The organism is Sporolactobacillus sp. KGMB 08714 (assembly GCF_036598985.1).
Taxonomy (GTDB): Bacteria; Bacillota; Bacilli; order Bacillales; family Sporolactobacillaceae; genus Sporolactobacillus.
This window is the reverse complement of sequence record NZ_JAUUBW010000021.1, coordinates 18,265-37,741: the sequence shown is the minus strand read 5'-3', so window position 1 is coordinate 37,741 and position 19,477 is coordinate 18,265. Positions and strand designations below refer to the sequence as shown.

19 protein-coding genes, 1 tRNA gene and 1 pseudogene are annotated in these 19,477 nt (G+C 49.2%); 10 read left to right on the top strand and 11 right to left on the bottom strand.

The features are described 5' to 3' along the window. Positions 1 to 130 precede the first annotated feature (130 nt). Both Q6A92_RS10455 and Q6A92_RS10450 read left to right on the top strand, forming a co-directional pair. The gene (locus Q6A92_RS10455) at positions 131 to 1,315 is read left to right on the top strand and encodes a pyridoxal phosphate-dependent aminotransferase (protein ID WP_332238112.1); all 1,185 of its coding nucleotides are present in this window, start codon (positions 131 to 133) and stop codon (positions 1,313 to 1,315) included. A 185-nt stretch (positions 1,316 to 1,500) separates the two neighbouring features. Continuing rightward, a complete protein-coding gene (locus Q6A92_RS10450; RefSeq protein WP_332238088.1) occupies positions 1,501 to 2,280 on the top strand; it encodes a hypothetical protein in 780 nt (259 codons plus the stop codon). Between the two features lie 135 nt (positions 2,281 to 2,415). Here Q6A92_RS10450 and Q6A92_RS10445 read toward each other — a convergent pair whose 3' ends face one another. The 4 genes from Q6A92_RS10445 to Q6A92_RS10430 form a co-directional block, all read right to left on the bottom strand. Next, positions 2,416 to 3,357, bottom strand: a complete 942-nt coding sequence (locus tag Q6A92_RS10445) for an NAD-dependent epimerase/dehydratase family protein (RefSeq protein WP_332238087.1) — start codon at positions 3,355 to 3,357, stop codon at positions 2,416 to 2,418. A gap of 253 nt (positions 3,358 to 3,610) precedes the next feature. Then, complete coding sequence (locus Q6A92_RS10440; RefSeq protein WP_332238085.1) at positions 3,611 to 4,270, bottom strand: hypothetical protein; 660 nt, start codon at positions 4,268 to 4,270, stop codon at positions 3,611 to 3,613. Positions 4,271 to 4,274: 4 nt separating this feature from the next. Further along, complete coding sequence (locus Q6A92_RS10435; protein WP_332238084.1) at positions 4,275 to 5,498, bottom strand: glycosyltransferase family 4 protein; 1,224 nt, start codon at positions 5,496 to 5,498, stop codon at positions 4,275 to 4,277. 151 nt (positions 5,499 to 5,649) lie between these two features. After that, positions 5,650 to 6,012 (bottom strand): DUF4183 domain-containing protein, encoded by a 363-nt coding sequence (locus Q6A92_RS10430; RefSeq protein WP_332238082.1) that lies wholly within the window; start codon positions 6,010 to 6,012, stop codon positions 5,650 to 5,652. 173 nt (positions 6,013 to 6,185) lie between these two features. Between Q6A92_RS10430 and Q6A92_RS10425 the strand changes: the two genes are divergently transcribed. Beyond that, complete coding sequence (locus tag Q6A92_RS10425) at positions 6,186 to 6,566, top strand: DUF4183 domain-containing protein (protein ID WP_274399089.1); 381 nt, start codon at positions 6,186 to 6,188, stop codon at positions 6,564 to 6,566. A 371-nt stretch (positions 6,567 to 6,937) separates the two neighbouring features. Here the strand turns inward: Q6A92_RS10425 and Q6A92_RS10420 are convergent, their stop codons facing one another. Genes Q6A92_RS10420 through Q6A92_RS10405 form a run of 4 tightly spaced genes read right to left on the bottom strand, consistent with a single transcriptional unit; the run spans position 6,938 to position 9,449 of the window. Next, entirely contained in the window at positions 6,938 to 7,189 is a 252-nt protein-coding gene (locus Q6A92_RS10420; protein ID WP_332238080.1) for a hypothetical protein, read from the bottom strand. Then, the gene (locus tag Q6A92_RS10415) at positions 7,167 to 8,165 is read right to left on the bottom strand and encodes an NAD-dependent epimerase/dehydratase family protein (RefSeq protein ID WP_332238078.1); all 999 of its coding nucleotides are present in this window, start codon (positions 8,163 to 8,165) and stop codon (positions 7,167 to 7,169) included. The genes Q6A92_RS10420 and Q6A92_RS10415 overlap by 23 nt, the downstream gene beginning before the upstream one ends. A gap of 19 nt (positions 8,166 to 8,184) precedes the next feature. Next, positions 8,185 to 8,898, bottom strand: a complete 714-nt coding sequence (locus Q6A92_RS10410) for a nucleotide sugar dehydrogenase (protein WP_332238111.1) — start codon at positions 8,896 to 8,898, stop codon at positions 8,185 to 8,187. Positions 8,899 to 8,948: 50 nt separating this feature from the next. Beyond that, on the bottom strand, positions 8,949 to 9,449 hold the full coding sequence (locus Q6A92_RS10405; RefSeq protein WP_332238077.1) for an NAD(P)-binding domain-containing protein: 501 nt from the start codon (positions 9,447 to 9,449) through the stop codon (positions 8,949 to 8,951). 476 nt (positions 9,450 to 9,925) lie between these two features. Here Q6A92_RS10405 and Q6A92_RS10400 point away from each other — a divergent pair, with 476 nt between their 5' ends. The 3 genes from Q6A92_RS10400 to Q6A92_RS10390 all read left to right on the top strand — a co-directional run bounded on the left by Q6A92_RS10400 (position 9,926) and on the right by Q6A92_RS10390 (position 13,761). Beyond that, a complete protein-coding gene (locus Q6A92_RS10400) occupies positions 9,926 to 10,951 on the top strand; it encodes an NAD(P)-dependent oxidoreductase (RefSeq protein ID WP_332238076.1) in 1,026 nt (341 codons plus the stop codon). Positions 10,952 to 11,353: 402 nt separating this feature from the next. Continuing rightward, positions 11,354 to 12,307, top strand: a complete 954-nt coding sequence (locus Q6A92_RS10395; RefSeq protein WP_332238075.1) for a ketopantoate reductase family protein — start codon at positions 11,354 to 11,356, stop codon at positions 12,305 to 12,307. Between the two features lie 257 nt (positions 12,308 to 12,564). Further along, on the top strand, positions 12,565 to 13,761 hold the full coding sequence (locus tag Q6A92_RS10390) for a phosphopentomutase (RefSeq protein ID WP_332238074.1): 1,197 nt from the start codon (positions 12,565 to 12,567) through the stop codon (positions 13,759 to 13,761). A 100-nt stretch (positions 13,762 to 13,861) separates the two neighbouring features. On the opposite strand, the gene Q6A92_RS10385 is transcribed toward Q6A92_RS10390, so the two are convergent. Beyond that, positions 13,862 to 14,014, bottom strand: a complete 153-nt coding sequence (locus Q6A92_RS10385) for a group II intron maturase-specific domain-containing protein (RefSeq protein ID WP_332238110.1) — start codon at positions 14,012 to 14,014, stop codon at positions 13,862 to 13,864. 885 nt (positions 14,015 to 14,899) lie between these two features. Next, entirely contained in the window at positions 14,900 to 15,100 is a 201-nt protein-coding gene (locus Q6A92_RS10380; RefSeq protein WP_274399079.1) for a hypothetical protein, read from the bottom strand. A 658-nt stretch (positions 15,101 to 15,758) separates the two neighbouring features. On the opposite strand from Q6A92_RS10380, the pseudogene Q6A92_RS20310 reads away from it, so the two are divergent. The 4 genes and pseudogenes from Q6A92_RS20310 to Q6A92_RS10370 all read left to right on the top strand — a co-directional run. Further along, positions 15,759 to 15,950: pseudogene (locus tag Q6A92_RS20310) on the top strand (plasmid recombination protein); the annotation flags it as partial. A gap of 157 nt (positions 15,951 to 16,107) precedes the next feature. Continuing rightward, complete coding sequence (locus tag Q6A92_RS20305) at positions 16,108 to 16,221, top strand: plasmid recombination protein (RefSeq protein WP_443029719.1); 114 nt, start codon at positions 16,108 to 16,110, stop codon at positions 16,219 to 16,221. A gap of 234 nt (positions 16,222 to 16,455) precedes the next feature. After that, positions 16,456 to 16,527: transfer RNA gene (locus tag Q6A92_RS10375), tRNA-Glu, on the top strand. 302 nt (positions 16,528 to 16,829) lie between these two features. Then, positions 16,830 to 18,026 carry an NAD(P)/FAD-dependent oxidoreductase gene (locus Q6A92_RS10370; RefSeq protein WP_274399077.1) on the top strand — a complete coding sequence of 399 codons (1,197 nt, stop codon included), beginning with the start codon at positions 16,830 to 16,832 and terminating at the stop codon, positions 18,024 to 18,026. A 115-nt stretch (positions 18,027 to 18,141) separates the two neighbouring features. Here the strand turns inward: Q6A92_RS10370 and Q6A92_RS10365 are convergent, their stop codons facing one another. After that, the gene (locus Q6A92_RS10365; protein WP_274399075.1) at positions 18,142 to 19,449 is read right to left on the bottom strand and encodes an O-acetylhomoserine aminocarboxypropyltransferase/cysteine synthase family protein; all 1,308 of its coding nucleotides are present in this window, start codon (positions 19,447 to 19,449) and stop codon (positions 18,142 to 18,144) included. Positions 19,450 to 19,477 lie beyond the last annotated feature (28 nt).

Sequence of the window (19,477 nt, the reverse complement as noted above, 5' to 3'; positions counted from 1 at the left end):
AAAGGACGTTATAATAAAAGGTAGACACGTTGTCCCGGCCGGTGCCGGTGCTGTACGGCCGCTCTGCAGGGACAGGCGTAAAAAAAGACTGAACAACCGGATCACCGGGGGACAGGAGAGGAAGACGGACATGATCGCTGAGGAATATAAACAGATGCTGGGCAAGAAGTCGGTTATCAGGGAACTTTCCGAATATGGTACGGAAAGGGCCAAAGAAATCGGCTATGAAAAAGTTTTTGATTACAGTCTGGGCAACCCGTCTGTTCAGGTGCCGCAGGCCTTTACCGATAAACTGATTGAACTGGCGGCAAGCAAAAATTCGGCAGCGGTCCACGGATACAGCCCGAGTTTGGGTATCTCTTCGGTCCGTGAAAAAATTGCGGCATCTCTAAACAGACGTTTCGGAATGGACTATGAAAAAGAACATATTTTTATGACGTCGGGAGCTGCAGGTGCGATCGCCCATGCGCTTCGGTCCGTGACGAAAAAAGGGGACGAAGTGATGACCTTCGCCCCGTATTTTCCGGAGTATAATCCTTATGTCAATAAAACGGGTGCTGTTCTGAAGATTGTTCCGGCGGATACCGTCGGTTTTCAAATCAATTTTCCCGAATTTGAAAAAATGTTTTCATCCAAAGTCATGGCTGTATTAATCAATACGCCGAACAATCCGTCCGGAATTGTATACTCGACGGAAACAATTGAGAAGCTGGCGGCGTTTCTGACAGAGAAAGAACGCGAATTCGGACATGATATCTTCCTGATCTCGGACGAACCTTACAGGGAAATCGTCTTCAAGCATGTGGATGCGCCCTATACCGCCAAGTATTATCATAACACCATCACCTGTTACTCTTTCAGCAAGTCGATGTCGCTTCCCGGCGAACGCATCGGTTATCTTGCGGTCAATCCCGCGTGCAAAGATGCGGAGCTGATTGTGGAGATGTGCGGGCAGATCTCAAGAGGCATCGGCCATAATTGCCCGCCCTCGATCATTCAGCTTGCCGTGGCGGAAGTGGTCGATCTGACTGCGGATCTGTCCGTGTATGAAACAAACATGAATATTCTGTACGGGGCACTGACCGGTTTCGGATTCTCCTGCGTCAAGCCGGGAGGAACATTTTATATGTTCCCGAAGGCAATGGAAGAAGACGCGGGCCGGTTCTGCAGCCGGGCGTTAAAGTATGATCTCATTCTCGTTCCGGCCGATAGTTTCGGATGTCCCGGCTATTTCAGAATTGCCTATTGCATCCCTACGGAAAAGGTTGAACGCTCACTGGAAGCATTCAGGCAGTTGGCACAGGATTACCAATGATGAAGCGGTTATTCGATAGATAAGAATCATACATTTTCCTTACCCATGATTGCTGCCCGAATCGGTTTTATTCGAAAAAGACGGATCTGAGCCGGTGATACTTAGGGAGGCAGCCTGTATTTTATATCGGGTACGGTAAGACGACCGAAAGGTACAGTCACGACGCAGCAGATTGGGAGGCCGCTATGAAAAAAATTATGACAGCTGTCATTTTGACCGCGATGCTTATGCTTGCTGCATGCGGGAGCGGGGCAGATACAGCTTACAATCAGGCGATGAAAGAAGGTTTAAACGCAGTGACTGCCGGCAATTATGATCACGCGGCGACGGCTTTTGAAACAGCTTTGGCGGATAAAAAGGCTGACAAGCAGGCAACGGCTCTGCTTGCGGAGACGCAGGCTCTTAAGTCTGCCGAAGCATCGCTGAAAAAGGGAGATTTGAGCGGAGCCATTGATTCAGCCGGCCGGTTAATCAATCGGCCGGCCGTCGATCACGCAGTGCTGACTCAAGCTCAGGAAATCAGGGATAGGGCACTTAAAAATGGGCAGAAAGAGACGGGCTCGACTGCGGCAATCAAACTGCAGCCGGCCGCCGAATCCGTTTCAGGCAGCTCCGGCACATCCGCGGGCGGACAGGCCGGGGCGTCTGCCGCACAGTCGGCGGATTCAGGCGGAAGCAGCGCGGTTTCCGGTTCGTCTCAGCCGGGCAGCAGTGTTCACACGGTCACTCAGGCAGAGGCGGAAGCGGCAGTGATCAAAGCCGCCGGATATTCGCCCGATCAGGTTTATATCGATACGACGAATGATGGTGCCTACTACTCGATTGAGCTGCGGGAAAATCACCAAAACGACAGCGCAGCGGATCCCAACACGGCTCCTGCGATCGGATTTTTCCGCTATTACAAAGCGAGCGGTAAAATCGCGAAGCTGGATATGATCAGCAATACGTATAAATATGTGAATTAAACGGATCGGCAAAGTCTGTGCAGGGCGCGGTTTTGTATGTTCCCATTTTAACAAGTACGGACAGCCTTTTAATTCACGGCCCGTCATTCTTTTTTTCGGATGATCATCGGCCGTCCTATGGGGGCGGGAAATGGGTTACGGCTGTCTGCCGCGACCGGAGGCACCGTGCGCCGTCTCGGCTGTATAAGTCTCGCGCAGCCCTTCCGGGACGCTGAAGGACGGGGCAAAGCCGAGAAGCTGTCCGGCCTTGCGGTTATCCAGACAGCTGTGCCTGATGTCTCCCGGTTTGGCATCGCCATACTCTGTTTTAATCGGAGAACCGTGTAAGCGGCGCAGGATTTCGATGAGCTGATTAAGGGATGTGCTTTGCGCGGTACTGACATGAATAGTTTCGCCATCCCCTTTATCGATTGCCGCGATATTGGCGCGGACGATGTCTCTGACATAAACGAAATCGCGTGTCTGTTCACCGTCTCCGAAAATTTTCAAAGGTTCGTTCTTTCGAAGCTTATTCAGGAAAACGGCTACGACTCCGCCTTCGCCCTTAGCAACCTGTCTCGGTCCGTAGACATTGCCGTATCTGAGGATTGTGTAGGGAAGCCGATAAAATCGCCGGTAGAGACGGATGTAAGATTCAGCCGTCTGTTTGGACAGGCCGTAATAAGAAATCGGTGCGGTCCGGTCTGTTTCTGAGACCGGGCTTTTTCGGATGTCGCCGTATACGGCAGAGGTGGAAGCGAAAATAATCTTTTTTACGCGGGCGAGACGGCAGGCTTCCAGTACATGGATGGTTCCGCTGATATTGATCGTCTCGTCAAGCCCAGGATCCAGAACCGATGTCGTGACATCGGCCTGGGCGGCCAAGTGAAAGACAACATCGGGCCTGATCTGTAAAATAAGCGCTCCGGCTTTTGCGCCGGTAACGTCCTCGATATGAATAACCGCTTGCGGATGAACATTTTCCAGCCGTCCCGATCTTAAATTATCAATAATATGCACCTCATCGCCTCTGGCAATCAAACCGTCGACAAGATGAGAACCTATAAATCCGGCTCCGCCGGTTACGACAGCTTTCACGGTTTCCCTCCTCATTTTCTATTCACTCTATATTAAAAAACCTGCGCAGAATATCCGGAACAATCGACAGTAAATAGCCTGTGATTCAATAGTAATCGGCAGAGAATTATCAGTAAATGATTTTCTGCCAATAAGTGTGAATAATCAGAATCCTGTTTGAATTTACCCCGGTATCGCCCGCTTTATTTCATGGTATGAGGGTCCGTCATTAAAAATCAAAGAGATACTTTGCCGGTCCCGGATCGTCCTCCCTTTATTTCAGAAAGACAAATTTGTAGTCGTCGGCGGAACCGGCGTTCTCCTGGCCGGACACGGGCTTCATGATTTTCTGATTTGAAAGCGCTTCGGCAGGAGCTGCAGGGATCGTCAGCGTTATCAGGCCGGGAATTCCGGTGTCGGTATGGACCGCCTGATCCGGGTCGGCTGCAGGGAAAGCACCGGCGGGAATCGTGCTGATGGCGCTGATCGTCGGCTGGGCGGGCTGATTCGTTTTTAAGTTCACAGGTAATGGAAAAATGTAGTCGGCAGGCAGAGACGACTTGATTTTTTCCAGTACCCGGTAATCGGCGGCCAGGCCTTCTGAAAACCGCTGTATTTCAGGTGCGGGCGGCCGATGATACGCTTCGATCACTTTTTTCAGGGCGGCCAGGTCGGGGATCACATAGTTAGCGGGCAGTGTGCGGATGATTTTTTCAAAGACGGGTTTCGGCATGAAGATTTCGGGATGAGCGGTAGGGGCCGCGAATAAAGAACGATATTGATCTATATTTATTAAAACAATTTCAGCTTGCTGATCGGGCAGGACTGCGTCCGTTTCGCTTTTTTTCCGGAACCATAATTTTTTCCAGAAACCGGCGATTTTCCAGCAGAAGAGAAAGATCAGATATTTAATCGAATCGATGAAATGACTCATTTCCTCACCCCATTTTCTTACGATAGATGGCATGCTGGTAAACATCTATCAGTTTTTTGACGCCTTTATCCATCGACCAGTGGGTCATGCCCCATCTTTTGGCATTGGAGCCCAGCTTTTTCCGGAAGCGATCGTCTGAAAGCAGGAGGTTGATCTGGCTGCTAAGCATTTGAATGTCTTTGGGCGGAGTAAGCAGCCCTGTCACTCCGTGTTTGATGATTTCCGGCACACCGCCGACATCGCTGGCGATAATCGCTTTACCGGCTATCTGTGCTTCAATGACCGAAAGCGGCTGATTTTCAATCAGTGTCGGGAGAACGAGTATATCGGAATGAGCGAGCAGAGCCGGAACGTCGTTTCTTTTTCCGAGAAAGCGCACAGAATCAGTCAGACCGAGAGAAAAAGACTGGTTCTGCAATTCTGCTTCTTTTTCACCACTGCCGACTATCCAGCATTCCCAGTCGTTTCTTACTTTCTTTAATTCACCGAGCGCGGACAGAAGATAATTGAGCCCTTTAAGCTCCACCAGCCTCCCGGTGTAGATGATCACTTTTTTATCTTTGGGACGTTCCACCGATGTCTTTTCCTTCATCCTGCGCAGAAAATTTTCGGTGTCGAATCCGTAGTGCAGCACCTTAAGCTGCTGATCGGGAACATTGAATTCCCCGGTCAGGACATTCCGCAGCCACTGGTTGCAGACAATGGTCGTGTCGGCGGCAACAGCCCCGGCGCGCTCCAGATCATCGTAATAGGCCCGGGCCATGTACGAGGTGTCCGACTTGTGGATGGTCAGCAGCTGGCGCCTGATTTCGTGGGCAACGGAGCCGTGAAGTGTTGCCACGAGCGGAATCTCCTTATTCTTTATCCGGCTGATCCCGATCGTCGATAAAATATCCTGCGTATGAATGATGTCGTAATCGTTTATGCCGAAATAGGCCGCGCTCAATTCATAGACATACCGTTGAAATTCAGTCCATTTGACAAGAAAATTGACATACATGGCCGGGTAGTTTTCCGGAGTCAGATTGGCGGTGATCAGCGGAATTATTTTGTCTCTTCCGATCACCTGCCCTTTGCTGAGCATCGTAACGTTGATGTTTGCTTCGTCATAGCCAAGTAAATCGACTTCATGTCCGTATGATTCCAGTTTTGTTTTTAATTGGGACATGTAGGTCCAAACGCCGCCTACGTGCGGAATCGGCCAGTAGGTAGCCAGCAATATTTTCATAGTCTGCATCTCTCCCATGAAGGTCTGTACTCTAACTGTATTATCAGGCGGCAATAATCGTGTAGGCGGCTATCTGAGATCAGGCGGAATTGTTGCCATCATTGATGAAAACGCTGACTGGACCGGCCGGCGCCGCAGCTTCTCCGGGCGGTTAAAGTGTTATCATCTGCAGAATAATAGGCGTCCCCTTCTCGGGCACATCCTCCGTTTTTAATTTCAGTTTTCCGGTTTCAACAGTGTAACTCAGCCTGGATTGCAGAATGCCGTTGATGAAAAGATTCGTGTAGGACACCTCATCGGAACTTAAAATTCGCTGAATTCCGTAACCCTCCATGGCATCTTTTTCCGTGTACACCCTTTTCCGGCCATCGGACACGGTGTAAAATTCGGTCGTCACGGCTTTCAGGGGGGTGATAAATAAACGGGCCTGCCCCTGCCCGGTCCGCGGATAGGAAAGGAAGGGACGGGGAATAGAGGATGTACGAGCCCCCGTTTCATAATCGTTGTGTCTCATTTGCATACGCTCCCTGAAATCATTGTATCGTCGTTAATAATATATAAGGAATCCGGGATAACGTGAGTTGCCGCTGGGTTCATTTCTTATCTTTTGTCAGGCGTTTGTTTGCCAATGACCGTTCCTTCATTTCTGCATATGTTGTATGGAACATTAAAAAAGGGGGAAATGTGGTGGGCCTCAAAATTATCAAACCTGTATTTTCTTCAGCTCCGGAGATCGTGCTCTCTCCGACCATTACCCGTTTTTTCTATGAACTGGAAGAGCCGATTGCCGAACGGACGATTGTAAAAATCGACACGGCTAAATTTTTCGATGACTCGGGTGAAACCGTAGAATCCCTTCCGCCGTTAAATCTGAATAACAGTTATCTGAACGTCTATATTAACGGCGTGATACAGATGGACGATAATTTTGCCTATACAGCGGGTGAAACGGGTGTCGGCAACTTGATGATCACCGTTCCCGGCGGTTCGGATATTGCTAAGGGCACGCCGATTATTGCAGAAGTCATCAACTACGATCCCGTTTTTAAATCCGGCTCGGATCAATAGTCCTGCCGTGCGGAACGGATATGGAACGGGGAAGAGCGAGGAAATCACAAGGCAAGGCCGGCATTTATTGACATGAGGGAAAGCATGGAATTAAGCGGATATATATCAATCATATAAGCGGCCGGACATAAGCGCCGCGTCATCCTGCGGGGAGCCGTCCCGGCCGCCGCGACCCAGTCGCCGGCTTCGCCCGGAAGTCTGCTGATCGGCAGGCTTTCACTGCTGGAAAGTGCTTTTGAAAAGAGAAGGGTTATCCATAGCGGCAGCTATGGATAACCTTTATCGTGCATCCGGGAATAAAGCGTTTCGGGCAGATGGACAGGCCCGGCTCTTTCCGGCCGGTGCGGAACAATGAAAAACCCGGGAAGGATTTAACAATCCGGCCCGGGCCTGTCGCTTTCACCGGCATTTTCAATGCCGGCGAAAGCATACAGATAGAATAAAATAATGAGCAGTTTGACAAAGTCTTTCAACCGGATGCCTGAACACTGTTCTCCAAGGCAAAATGACAGTACGAGCAGTGACTGCAGCCGTTCTCTGTCCGATCGGATAAGCGCCTCATCGGTTCCGGCATTTTGATTGGCCGACGGTTGTTCCGGATCAATGCTCCGCGGGCTCGTCATGATGGGCCTTTGCGATCTGCATACGGTACCAGTCGATGGTCTCCTTCAGTCCTGTCGCAAATGGAGTGGCCGGCGTGTAGTTAAGCAGTTTCCCGGCCTTATCCAGCGAAGGAATCCGGGCAGGAATTTCCTCAAATCCATCGCCGTACGCTTTTTGATAGGGGATATATTCAAAACCGGCTTCACTGCCGGTCAGCGCAGCAATTTTTTTTGCCAGTTCGCTGATCGTCATCGGCTCACGTGCACCGAGATTAATCGCCTGATGATCGGCTGCGGGGCTCAGCGCGGCTTCCAGTCCCTTAACAACATCGCCGACGTAGCCGAAGCTGCGAACCTGGCGGCCGTCTCCAAAGATCGGGATCGGTTTTCCGCTCAGCGCCTTTGTGATAAAAATCGGGATGACGCCGCCGTATGCCGAATAGGTCTGACGCGGCCCGTAAACATTAAAGAACCGGACCACGGTTACCGGAAGGCCTTTTTTGGCGTAGCCGAAGCAGAGGTGCTCATCCAGTGCTTTCGCCGTCGCGTAGCACCAGCGATGAATCGACGGATCGCCGAGCAGACGGTCCGAATCCTCCGCGTAGGGAAGCCGGGGATTTTTCCCGTATATTTCCGATGTCGAAGCGAAGATGACTTTTTTTTGATAATGATCGGCCAGCTCCAGAATCATCCGCGTGCCGTCAATGTTTCCTTCGATCACTTTGAGCGGATCGTCCACCGTGTTTTTCACACCGAGGACGGCCGCCATGTGGTAGACCGCATCATGATCTTTGATCAGCCGGTCCATCAGTTCCCGGTCAAGGACGGATCCCTGATGATAGGCGAAAGACGGATGGCCGAGCACGTCTTTTAAATAGGCCGTCGTTCCATTGGATAAATTATCGACGACGGTTACAGAATAACCTCTTTTAAGCAAATATTCAGCGAGATGGGAACCGATGAAACCGGCGCCTCCCGTAATGAGTATCTTCTTCATCCATTTGTCGCTCCTTTTTTCATGACCTTGTGCCTGAAGCGGGGAGAAAAAACTGTTTTGTGTCGATGACAACCGGAATATGCGACTTAATGGTTTCATAAGGGGTTGTGCTGTGATCCGTGATGACAGCCGCCAGATCGTAATGCGCGGTGGCGAGCGCGGATTGATCGATCGAAACATATTCTGTGGAATCGACGGTCAGGGAGGGCACAAAGGGATCATAATAGTCGACACGGAAACCGTCCTTCACTAATAATCGAATGATCGGAATCGCGGGAGACTCCCGGACGTCGCCGATATCTTTTTTATAGGCGACGCCGACCAGCAGAATCGACGGCGGCGAAACGGTTTTTCTGCCTTTAAGAAAGTTCTTGATTTTAGCAGTGACGTACTGCGGCATCTTTTTGTTGACCGCGTCTGCCGTATGGATGAAAGGCGTCTCATGGTTGTATTCTTTCGCCTTCCAGGACAGATAGAGCGGGTCGACCGGAATGCAATGGCCGCCGATTCCTGCCGAAGGTGTGTAGCGGGAAAATCCGTACGGCTTGGTGCTTGCCGCTTCGATCACTTCGTATACATTAATATTCATTTTTTCACAAAGAATGGCAAAGTCGTTGATGAAAGAAATATTGATAAAACGCTGCGTATTTTCCAGAATTTTTGTCATCTCTGCCGCACGTGTTGAGGAAACCTCGAATACTTCGTCAAAAACGCTGCGGTAGATGGCACTGATTCGGCCGAGGCATTGCGGAGTGGTTCCGCCGACAACTTTTGGAATTTTCTTCAGCGAATATGGCTGCCGGGGTTGATCCGTTCCGGGGAATAGGCGAGAAAAATGTCTTTGCCGACTGTCAATCCTTTTTCTTCAAGCCGGGGCAGGATTAATTCGTCCGTGGTTCCGGGATAGGTTGTGCTTTCCAGACAGATGAGCTGCCCGGCTTCCAGATGCGGCAAAATGTTTTCAACTGCTTTTTTGACAAAGATCAGGTCCGGATTACCGCTGCCGGTCAGCGGTGTCGGTACGCAGATAAAGACGGCTTCGGCCCCGGCAATGCCCTTACCTGTATGATGAAGGAAAAAACGGTTTTCCCGGATGGTTTGCTGTATAAAATGGCCGTCGACGTCCGGATTGTTGCTGTTACCCGTGTGGATACTCTTCAATTTCGCCTCGTCCACATCGATCCCGTGGACAGTGTACCCGTTTTGCAGAAACAGCTGGCATAAGGGTAACCCGACGAATCCCAGACCGATGACAGCGATTGATCGCTGCTCTCTCTTTTGCATCTCTGTTCCTCCTTTATGCTTACGTAAAATAGGATATGAAGGAGAAAACGGATGGTATGGACGTATGATAGAGGGTTACGGAATAATCTGAAATGCAGGTCCGGCCGCCGGTCAGGTTTGGTGAAGCCGTCCGCCGGGTATTCATATATTATCCGATCGGGCCGGAGATGGGCAAAGGAGGTGTGAAATGATATTGCGAAGATATTCACAAAAAAATCATTTTTTCGGCACTCAAGTTGATTGTAGTTCAATTAAAGCAATGATATAATTTTGACATGAAAAAAGATTTCATGATATTTTTCTCCGGCAAGGGAAAAGTAAGAAAAGCGGATCAATGGCAAGGCATCTGATACTTGATTTTACTTTTCTTGTGAAAGTTATCACGAAATTTATTTTTTCACAGACGAGAGAAACAGGTTGGTAGTCTCATGACCGGAATGAGGAAGCAAAAATCATTTTTAGGAGGATGTTTCAGCATGGCTTTTAAAATCATTGCATATGGCGTTGAACCTTATGAAGAACACTTGTATGGTGAATTAAACAAGTACGGCTACGAGCTGACTCTGGTCAATGACCTGCTCACGGCGGATAACGGCGATCTGGCAAAGGGTCATGATGGTGTGCTTCTGTTTGTTAACTGCCTGGCTGATCGTGCAAATCTGAAAAAATTTAAAGAATTCGACATTAAATATGTATTTACGCGTACGGCGGGCTTCAACCATATCGATCTGCAGGCTGCTGCTGATTTTGGTATGAAAGTGGCCCGTGTTCCTGCTTATTCGCCGAATGCGATTGCGGAACTGGCGGTTTCGCTCGGCCTGTCCCTGTCCCGCCACACAGTTTATACGACGGGCAGAACGGCAAAGCTGAATTTTCAGGTGACGGAAACGATGTTCAGCCATGAAATTCGTAAAAGCACGGTCGGCATCGTCGGCACAGGCCATATCGGCTGTGTGGAAGCCGAACTTTATAAAGGCCTCGGCGCCAAGCTGCTCGGCTATGATATTTTCCAGAGCGACTTCGCCAAGAAACTGGTAGAATTCAAAGAACTGGATGCACTGCTTGCCGAATCCGATATTGTCAGCCTGCACCTTCCTTACTTCCCCGGCAAGAACGAAAATTTTGTCAGTGAAGATTTTATCGGTAAAATGAAGGACGGCGCGATCCTGATCAACACCGCCCGCGGCGAATTGGTTGATGAAGCGGCTGTCATTAAGGCTATTAAAAGCGGCAAGCTGGACGGTTTCGGCGCAGACGTGCTGACCGATGAAGCGCGCTTCTTCGGCAAGGACTTCTCGGACGGCAGTGCGTTCCCTGATGCAACGATCAAGGAACTCGTCGAGCTTTATCCGAAAGTACTGATTACGCCTCATGTTGCGGCGATGACGGACGAAGCGGTTTCCAACATGATTTCGACAAGTTTTGACAATTTCGATGCAGCAATTAACGGTAAAGATTTGGGCAGAGCGGAAGTCAAGCTGCCTGAAGTGGCCGTAAAATAAAACGATTCGTTTGATTCGGAATGAAAAAACGGTCTTGCCGGGGATACTGGCATGGCCGTTTTTTATTGCTCATTTTTGCCGGCTGAACGTTATTATTTCACATTGACTTTAATAACTTAATCAAGTAAAATAATGACACTTGTCAAAATCTTTTGTTTTTATTGAAAGGATCTTAAATATGTTCCGTGTGCGGAGAAACGAAAAGGGATTCAGTATTCTGCTTCATTAGGGCCCGGCAGACGTTGGCCGAATCAATGTTTGTCTGAGCCTTCCGTTTCGCTGCGGGACTTTGCGGGAAAGCCCCATTCAGTATGATCTGGATGAGGCTTTTGCTTGCCGCTCCTGTGTTCCTTCGGTTTTACAGATTATGCTATATATAGAACAAAAAGGAGACGAAAAAGGATGAAGATCGTAGTCATTGGTGCCGGTGCAATGGGATTGAGGTACGGCGTTCTGTTGCAGGAAGCGGGGAACGACGTGCAGTTTGTCGATACATGGGAGCCGAACGTGGAAGCGATTCGGAAAAATCACGGCGTGGAGGTCACCCGGGACGGAGAGGATCCGCACAGGGTTGAGATCAAAGTCTGTTATCCGGAAGAGTACCACGATCAGCCGGAACTTGTCATCTTTTTTATTAAAGACATGCACACGATTGAGATCATGGAACGTTGCAAACATTTTATCGGCAAGAATACGTATGTTCTGACGAACCAGAACGGCTATGGGGGTGCCGAAGACATTGCTCAATTTGTCGACAAAAAGAGAATTATAGCCGGGACGGCGATGATTGCAACCGTTATGAAAGGCCCCGGGAAGGTGGATTTTATCGGGAAACGCGGTACGGGACATGTAAATATTGTAAAAATGGAAGGCGAGCCGGACGCTTTCATCTATAAAGTTGCCGATGAAATGGAAAAGGCGCTCATGCACCCGGCTGTCCGGACGGATTATAAAGGAACCGTCTGGACCAAACTCGTTTTTAACTCCGTCGTCAATACGCTGTGTACATTAATGAATATCAAGATGGGGCAGTTCGCTGCGTACAAAAATGCGGAAGTGATGTCGCAAAGACTGATCTACGAAGCGTATGATGCCCTGGACGCCGAAGGCATTCAAATGGAAATGGGCCGCGATGAACTGGTCGAGCAGGTCATGTATGTATCAAAGGTGGCCAACCCGCTTCACTACCCGTCCATGCATCAGGACATGACCACGAACCGGCCGACAGAAGTCGACTATATCAACGGCGCCGTTGTCCGGCTCGCTGAAAAACACGGGCTGCAGGCTCCCTATCATTCGCTGCTTGTCGATCTGGTCCATCTCAAGGAAGCTTCAAGACAATACCAGAATGAGTAAAGGTACAGCCGGTTCAGAGAGCTCCGGAGTCTTTGCGGCGATATTTCGCCGCTGAAGTTCCGGAGCTTTTTTGCGCCTTTTCATTGAGTTAAAAGGGTGTTAAATGATTTTTGAATTCCGGTGCATGTTCCCGATTTCAAAGGAGGGATAGCTTTTCCGCCGAATGTGGTAAAATAACATTGATTAAACTGCTGCTGCATCAATACATACAGGCGGCGGAACCGGAATTTTGTTGTTATCAAACAGGAGGCGGGGGTATGTCTGAAAAATTTAAGCGGATTCACATCATTGTGCTGGATTCGGTAGGGATCGGCGAGGCATCCGATGCGGGAAAATACGGCGACGAAGGATGCGACACACTCGGGCATACTGCGGAAGCGATCGGCGGGCTGCATGTGCCGCATCTGGAGAAGCTGGGACTTTCGAATATCCGGCCGGACCAACCGCTGCAAGGGGTGGCGGTTCAGGAGCATCCTGCCGCTTATTATACGAAAATGCACGAAATATCTGCCGGAAAGGACAGTATGGACGGGCACTGGGAGATGATGGGCCTGCCGGTGATGACTCCCCTGCACACCTTTCCGAATGGATTCCCCGACGAGCTGATCAAAAAAATTGAATCGTACAGCGGGCGTAAAGTGCTCTGGAACAAACCGGCAAGCGGAACGGAGATCATCAGAAAGTTCGGCGAGCGGCAGATGAAAACCGGAGAATTGATTGTGTATACATCGGGCGACTCGGTTCTGCAGATTGCCGCGCACGAGAAGGTCATTCCTCTCCGGGAACTCTATGATATCTGCGAATACAGCCGCAGACTGACGATCGCCGAACCATACCGCCTCGGACGCGTCATCGCGCGGCCGTACATCGGCGATCGCGCCGACAATTTCGAACGGACGGCGGACCGCCGCGACCTGACGCTCGAACCTCCTGAAGAAACGGTGATGGATCATCTGAAAAAAGCCGGCTTCGATTCACTGGCGATTGGAAAAATCAACGATATTTTCAGCGGCCACGGCATTTCGCAAGGATGGCATACAGTCAGCAACGATGACGGCATGGATAAGTTTAATCAGGTGCTCGATCGCGATTTTCACGGACTTTCTTTCACCAATCTGGTCGATTTCGATGCAAAATACGGACACCGGCGCGAACCGGTGCTTTTCGGCCGGGCGCTCGAAGCGTTTGACCGCCGGCTGGGGCAGGCGCTGCCGAAACTAAGGATGGAGGATCTCTTGATGATTACGGCCGATCACGGCAATGATCCGGGGTTTCGGGGAACGGACCATACCCGGGAATATGTTCCGCTGCTTGTCTATTCTCCGAAGTTTGCGGGGGACGGCCGGCCCTTGCCGGTTCGGCAGACGTTCGCCGATATCGGCGCCACGGTTGCAGATAATTTCGGTGTCGATATGCCGAAAACGGGGATAAGTTTTCTTAACCAACTAACCTGAGAACGAGAATGGCCGAAGCGGATACCGTATGTGTTTTAGATATTCCTAATTTCCGGAGTTGCTTAAGCCGGGTTTTTATTTTCTTCCACGATTTCCAGATTTATTGACGAATTCTCGAACGGAGACCTTCATCCAAGCGCTGGATGAAGGTCCTCATCTGTCCGATGCCGTAGTACTGGAGCCAACCCCTCATTTTCAGCCGGATTTCTCCTAAAAGAGCCTCAAGACTGCATCCCCGGTTGCAGAGCGTCACCACTTGACGAATCGCATCATGGGCGATGCGGTCGGCCTGAAGCCAAAGCTGTGATCTGAGAACACCCTTTCAAACGTTGGCATCATGGCTTGGGCCGCAGCCCTGTTGGATCATCCGATCGACAACTGTTGGTATGTCAAGTCTGCGTTTGGAACCATCCGGTTTGAGTATTTCTTATTTCTACGCGCTTTACCGGGGCTGGTTTATAGGTTCCGTTGCGCAGCGATGCTAATAATTCTTCCCGATGTTCCTTTAGATAGGACAGTAATTCCTTCTATAGTCATCCCGTCAATTCCTGCCGCATCTTTATTACGCCTGACCCGAAGGTAGGCTTTATTCAGGGTTATTTCGGGACAGGACTAGAAGGGGCTACTCTCAACCGTACTTTCGCCAGAAGCGGTACTGCGCGCTCCGGATTGCTTTTGGCCTTCCAGGCCTCTCCTTTTCTGGCGATCAGCTTTACTGCGGATATTTCGAGTGGTATCGGACTTTGGTTTGTACAGCAGCCTTATCCATGACGGTCAGCCTTATAGCTGGCTCTTGTACATCAGCCCAGTACTTTGCTTTGAGCTTTCTTCAGATTCTCTCTCACAGGATACCCTTGTCCTCAACTAGTAGTTCCGACTGCTACGGCCTGCGGGGGACTTTCGCCGCCAAGTTATAGCCCATGCCGCGTGATATGCTAACAAGCATCCTTTTTTAGGATGCTTGTTAAAATATCATCTTTTTGAAAAAGCTACGTACAGTAGGCATGCAAGCAGAATTACTGGATATATGTGTGATTTTGAAACGAGCGCATAAAAGGATGGAAATATAAGTGTTGCTACGATAACGAGGGATAGTACAATTTTTAAAATAAAGTTAAAAATTTTCATCGAGAATGTTTCAGTTTTCTCTTTTTTTAGCATTTTCCCTTTTCCAATAATCTCCACAAAATACTAGTATTAAAGCAAGCACAACCTCAACGAAAAGGACCTTATCAGTAATTGATGAATCAAATTTAAACACAAATTTAGAGAGTGCCCATACGGCAGCTAAAGTACCAATAACTATATAATAAAAAGTATTTGAAAAAATTATTTTCATCGGATCCACCTGCCTAATTAAGATAATATTTATCTGTAGCTAATAGTATAACTATGATAATACGCATATCCCCATGGTGGTAAGTACATAGTGTATTTTATATACAGTCCCTTATGTTTTCTTACTGCTGTTCTAAAAGGCTGGGATTTTTGTATAGTTGACCAGCCATACACATATGCTACAAAACCAGCTATACCACCAGCACGTGATTTCGTTAGCCCTCCGGCTGCAGCAATTAATTCCGTAAAATTTTTGATCTCATCACTATTTCTTACAATACGTTTGCATTGAGAATATGTAAAATAATTATGCCCATAAAACACCTTTGTCATTTAAAAAATGGTCGAATCCTGTTACATAGTTTTTATTTTTTTCAAATGTTATTCGGACCTAATAGATTGGGTATTTTGAAAAAATGTTCTTTGTAGCAGCATTGGGCTGGCTTCTTTTTTCTTGCCGAAGATAAGCGCGGCAAAGCCGCGAAAGCCTCGCCAGAACGCAAGCTTCACGTAGTGAAGTATATTGTACCTATACTTTACATGAAAGCTTGGCCGAAAAAGAGGTGCTCGCTCATGGCTTTTGTGATCTGTCATATGGAAAAGTACACGTTCGGAAATCTCAGAGGACTGCAATGACATAATCAACGAGAAATCATGCAAACAAGGATATTCATCCGGAGTGGTCCTATTTGAACTATGACTTGGCGAACGCGGAGAAGATCTCGTATCCGGAGAAAATCAATGCTCAGGTTGCTGAAGGGGTGGAGACAAACCGGGCCATTCGGAAAGATGCGGTACGAATCTACAGTTCATCAGTGCCAGTACGGAATTATTCGACAGGCCGGAATTGAAGGAACAGAAGGCGTATTTGGACGAAGGGGCTGAGGCCTTTCCCGTTCCTGCGGATGGCAAACGGGATTATTTCAGGACAGTGACGGATTCCTTTAAAGCGCGTTATGGGGCGGACAATGCGTCCTATGCGCAGGTACATATGGATCGCCGCCGCATATGCATTTAGGCGTGGTGCCGATTACAAGCGATCATAAGCTGTCGGCGAAGCGTCTGCTTGACCGTCGGGAATTGAAAAAGCTGCAGGCGGAATTACCGGAGTATCCGCAGTAGCAGGGCTTTGCGGTCCAGAAGGGGCAATCGAAGAATGGGCATCTGGATTCCATGATCATCGTTCAGATAGGCGGGAGAAATATTCAGGTTCACAAAAACATACTGACCTTAATGGTGCAGAAAAGGCCCCGTTTCGAAAAAAACACTTGAAATGATTCTTTTTAATATGGTACAATATTCTTCGTGTTGAACGGTTCATGTCGCGAAGAAATTTGTGGACAGGCATGTTTTTATAGGGCGTTGGGCAAGTGGTTAAGCCAATGGATTCTCATTCCATGATCGCGGGTTCAATTCCCGTACGCCCTCTTAGCTATCGTATCGGAACCTTTTATTAAACGATTGGAAACGTTCTGCTGCGGATCGTTATTTATTTTCAGTTTAAGGTCTCTTTGTGTGATGGAAAAATCATGCAGAGAGGCTTTTTTACATGGAATCGAAAATGATATGATATAAATCACATTTTTTTATAAATTGAGTTGAAAACGCTTCCACACAAGGCTAAAATAAAGGTAGAGATAGTGTGAACATTTTGTGACAAGGGATTGTTATGGTTTCAATGAGCAATCATTAATGATCACATTTTTAATTAATGAAGGGGATGAACCGTTTTGAGAAAAAAAAGAATTGTTATTCTTGGGGCAGGTTACGGCGGTTTGAGAACTTTGAAAAGGCTGCAGGAATTTCATCCGAATGCAGATATTGTTATCATTAATAAAAATGACTACCATTGTGAAGTAACATCGCTGCATGAAGTGGCCGCGGGGACGACCAATGCGGAGAAAATCTGCTATCCGATTTCCTTCGTTATCGACAGAGAACAGGCAACGTTCGTCCAAGACACAGTGCTTCGGGTTGATCGGGAAGGGAAAAAGGTGATTTTGAAACAAGGCGGGCCGCTTTCCTATGACTTTCTTTTAATCAGCCTTGGATTTGAATCGGAGACGTTCGGCATTCAGGGTATTGAAGAATATGCTTTGGCGATTTCCGATATTCCCTCCGTGCAGAGCATTCGCCGCCACATAGAAGAACAATTTTCCAAATGGGCGGAAGATCATAAGGACGAACGGCTGACCATTGCTGTCGGCGGAGCCGGATTTACCAGCTTCGAATTTCTCGGTGAGCTGACAGAGCGTCTGCCGAAACTGATCCGGCGCTATCATGTGGACGGGAGCAAGGTGCGTGTTGTCTGTATCGAATCGACCGTGCTGCCGATGTTTGATCGTAAACTGGCCGGTTACGGAACAAGCAAGCTCAGCGCCCGCGGCGTAGAATTTGTTACCGGCCGTGTCGTTCGGGTGCTGCCGGATCAGGTTTATTATAAAAACGGCGATGAACTGCATGCGATTCATGCCGGAACATTTGTCTGGGGCGGCGGAGTCCGCGGCAGTTCCATCATCGCGGCTTCCGGATTCAGACAGCGGCGGGGCCGGGTCCAGGTCAATGGAGATCTGACGGTCCCCGGCTACCCGGATATTCTAATCATCGGCGACTGTTCCGCGGTCATTGATCCGGACAGCGGCCGGCCTTACCCGACGACGGCGCAGATTGCCATAATGCAGGCGGATTACGCTGCTTATAACCTGAAGGCACTGGCCGAAGGGCACACATTGAAAAACTTCATCTATAAATCCAAAGGAACGGTCTGCTCGCTTGGCAGAAAAGACGCGGTCGGTCAAGTGATGGGCCAGAATCTTAAGGGGTATCCGGCCTTTTTCATGAAGAAAATCATTGAAAATCGGTCGCTTGTCAAAATCGGCGGCCTGGAAACCATGCTGAAAAAAGGCAGGTTCGGCCTCAGCAAATAAAGCAGACGCGATCGGCTGCCTGATAAAAAAAGCCCTCCGGAACTTTGGCGGTTCCGGAGGGCTCTCTTATTCTGAACAATCCCCCATGTTTTTGAGACGGCTTTATTCTCTTTGATTACTTGCTGCCTACCGTTGCAGGGATTTTAGCCAGCGCCTGGTCGAGATCGTAAATAATGTCGTCAATCGTTTCAATGCCGATGGAAAGACGAATCAGATCCGGCGTAATTCCCGCTTTAGCCTGTGCCTCTTCATTCAGTTCGGCATGTGTCGTGCTGGCCGGGTGGATAATCAGCGATTTTGCATCGCCGACATTGGCGAGGAGGGAGAACAGTTTCACGTTATTGATCAGTGTTTTGCCGGCTTCCAGGCCGCCCTTGACGCCGAACGTGAAGATGGAGCCGGGACCCTTCGGAAAATATTTTTTCGAAAGCTCACGATATGGGCTGTCTTCGAGTTCCGGATAATTGACCCATGTGACCTTCGGATGGTTTTTCAGGAACTTGACGACTTTGCGTGCGTTCTCAACGTGGCGTTCTACGCGGACGGACAGGGATTCCAGTCCCTGCAGGAAGTAGAAGGCACTTTGCGGAGCGAGGGTTGCGCCCGTGTTGCGCAGCAGCTGAACGCGCGCTTTTGTTGCGAAGGAGGCAGGGGCCAGATCAGCGTAGACGAGGCCGCCATAGCTTTCGTCAGGTGTCGTAAAATCGGGGAATTTGCCGCTTGCCGCCCAGTCGAATTTTCCTCCGTCAACCAGTACGCCGCCGATCGTTGTACCGTGACCGCCGATGAACTTTGTCGCGGAATGGACCACCACGTCGGCGCCCCAATCGATCGGCCGGTTCAGGTACGGTGTGCCGAACGTATTGTCGATGATCAGCGGAATCCCGTTTTCATGAGCGATTTTGGCAATGGCTTCGGTATCAAACACGTTGATTTTCGGATTGCCCAGCGTCTCGCCGTAAAGTGCTTTAGTACGGTCATTGATTGCCTTCCGGAAGTTTTCCGGATCATCCTGATCAACGAAAATGACATCAATGCCCAGTTTCCTGAGTGTCACATTGAACAATTCATAGGTCCCGCCGTAGAGCGCCTCGGCGGAAACGATATTGTCGCCGGCGTTTGCGACATTCAAAATGGAATATAGAATGGCTGCAAGCCCCGAAGAGGTGGCCAGCGCTGCCGATCCGCCTTCCAGTTCGGCGACCCGTTTTTCAAAGACATCTTCAGTCGGATTCATGATCCGGCCGTAAACGTTGCCCGGCTTTTTCAGCTGAAAAAAATCCGCCGCCTGATCGGCGTCTTTGAAAACATAAGAGGTTGTCTGATAAATCGGCACAGCGCGCGACTGTGTCGTTAGATCTGGAACCTGCCCCGCGTGAACCTGCAATGTTTCGAAACCATAATGCCTTTCTTCTTCAGCCATTTCGATCTCTCCCTATACCCTTAATTTT

Bases quoted from the DNA above. Each gene is read 5' to 3' on its own strand.
- Q6A92_RS10455 (WP_332238112.1), top strand. From the start codon at position 131: ATGATCGCTGAGGAATATAAACAGATGCTGGGCAAGAAGTCGGTTATC.
- Q6A92_RS10450 (WP_332238088.1), top strand. From the start codon at position 1,501: ATGAAAAAAATTATGACAGCTGTCATTTTGACCGCGATGCTTATGCTT.
- Q6A92_RS10440 (WP_332238085.1), bottom strand. From the start codon at position 4,270: ATGAGTCATTTCATCGATTCGATTAAATATCTGATCTTTCTCTTCTGC.
- Q6A92_RS10435 (WP_332238084.1), bottom strand. From the start codon at position 5,498: ATGAAAATATTGCTGGCTACCTACTGGCCGATTCCGCACGTAGGCGGC.
- Q6A92_RS10430 (WP_332238082.1), bottom strand. From the start codon at position 6,012: ATGAGACACAACGATTATGAAACGGGGGCTCGTACATCCTCTATTCCC.
- Q6A92_RS10420 (WP_332238080.1), bottom strand. From the start codon at position 7,189: ATGACGAGCCCGCGGAGCATTGATCCGGAACAACCGTCGGCCAATCAA.
- Q6A92_RS10415 (WP_332238078.1), bottom strand. From the start codon at position 8,165: ATGAAGAAGATACTCATTACGGGAGGCGCCGGTTTCATCGGTTCCCAT.
- Q6A92_RS10405 (WP_332238077.1), bottom strand. From the start codon at position 9,449: ATGCAAAAGAGAGAGCAGCGATCAATCGCTGTCATCGGTCTGGGATTC.
- Q6A92_RS10400 (WP_332238076.1), top strand. From the start codon at position 9,926: ATGGCTTTTAAAATCATTGCATATGGCGTTGAACCTTATGAAGAACAC.
- Q6A92_RS10395 (WP_332238075.1), top strand. From the start codon at position 11,354: ATGAAGATCGTAGTCATTGGTGCCGGTGCAATGGGATTGAGGTACGGC.
- Q6A92_RS10390 (WP_332238074.1), top strand. From the start codon at position 12,565: ATGTCTGAAAAATTTAAGCGGATTCACATCATTGTGCTGGATTCGGTA.
- Q6A92_RS10380 (WP_274399079.1), bottom strand. From the start codon at position 15,100: ATGAAAATAATTTTTTCAAATACTTTTTATTATATAGTTATTGGTACT.
- Q6A92_RS20305 (WP_443029719.1), top strand. From the start codon at position 16,108: ATGCATTTAGGCGTGGTGCCGATTACAAGCGATCATAAGCTGTCGGCG.
- Q6A92_RS10365 (WP_274399075.1), bottom strand. From the start codon at position 19,449: ATGGCTGAAGAAGAAAGGCATTATGGTTTCGAAACATTGCAGGTTCAC.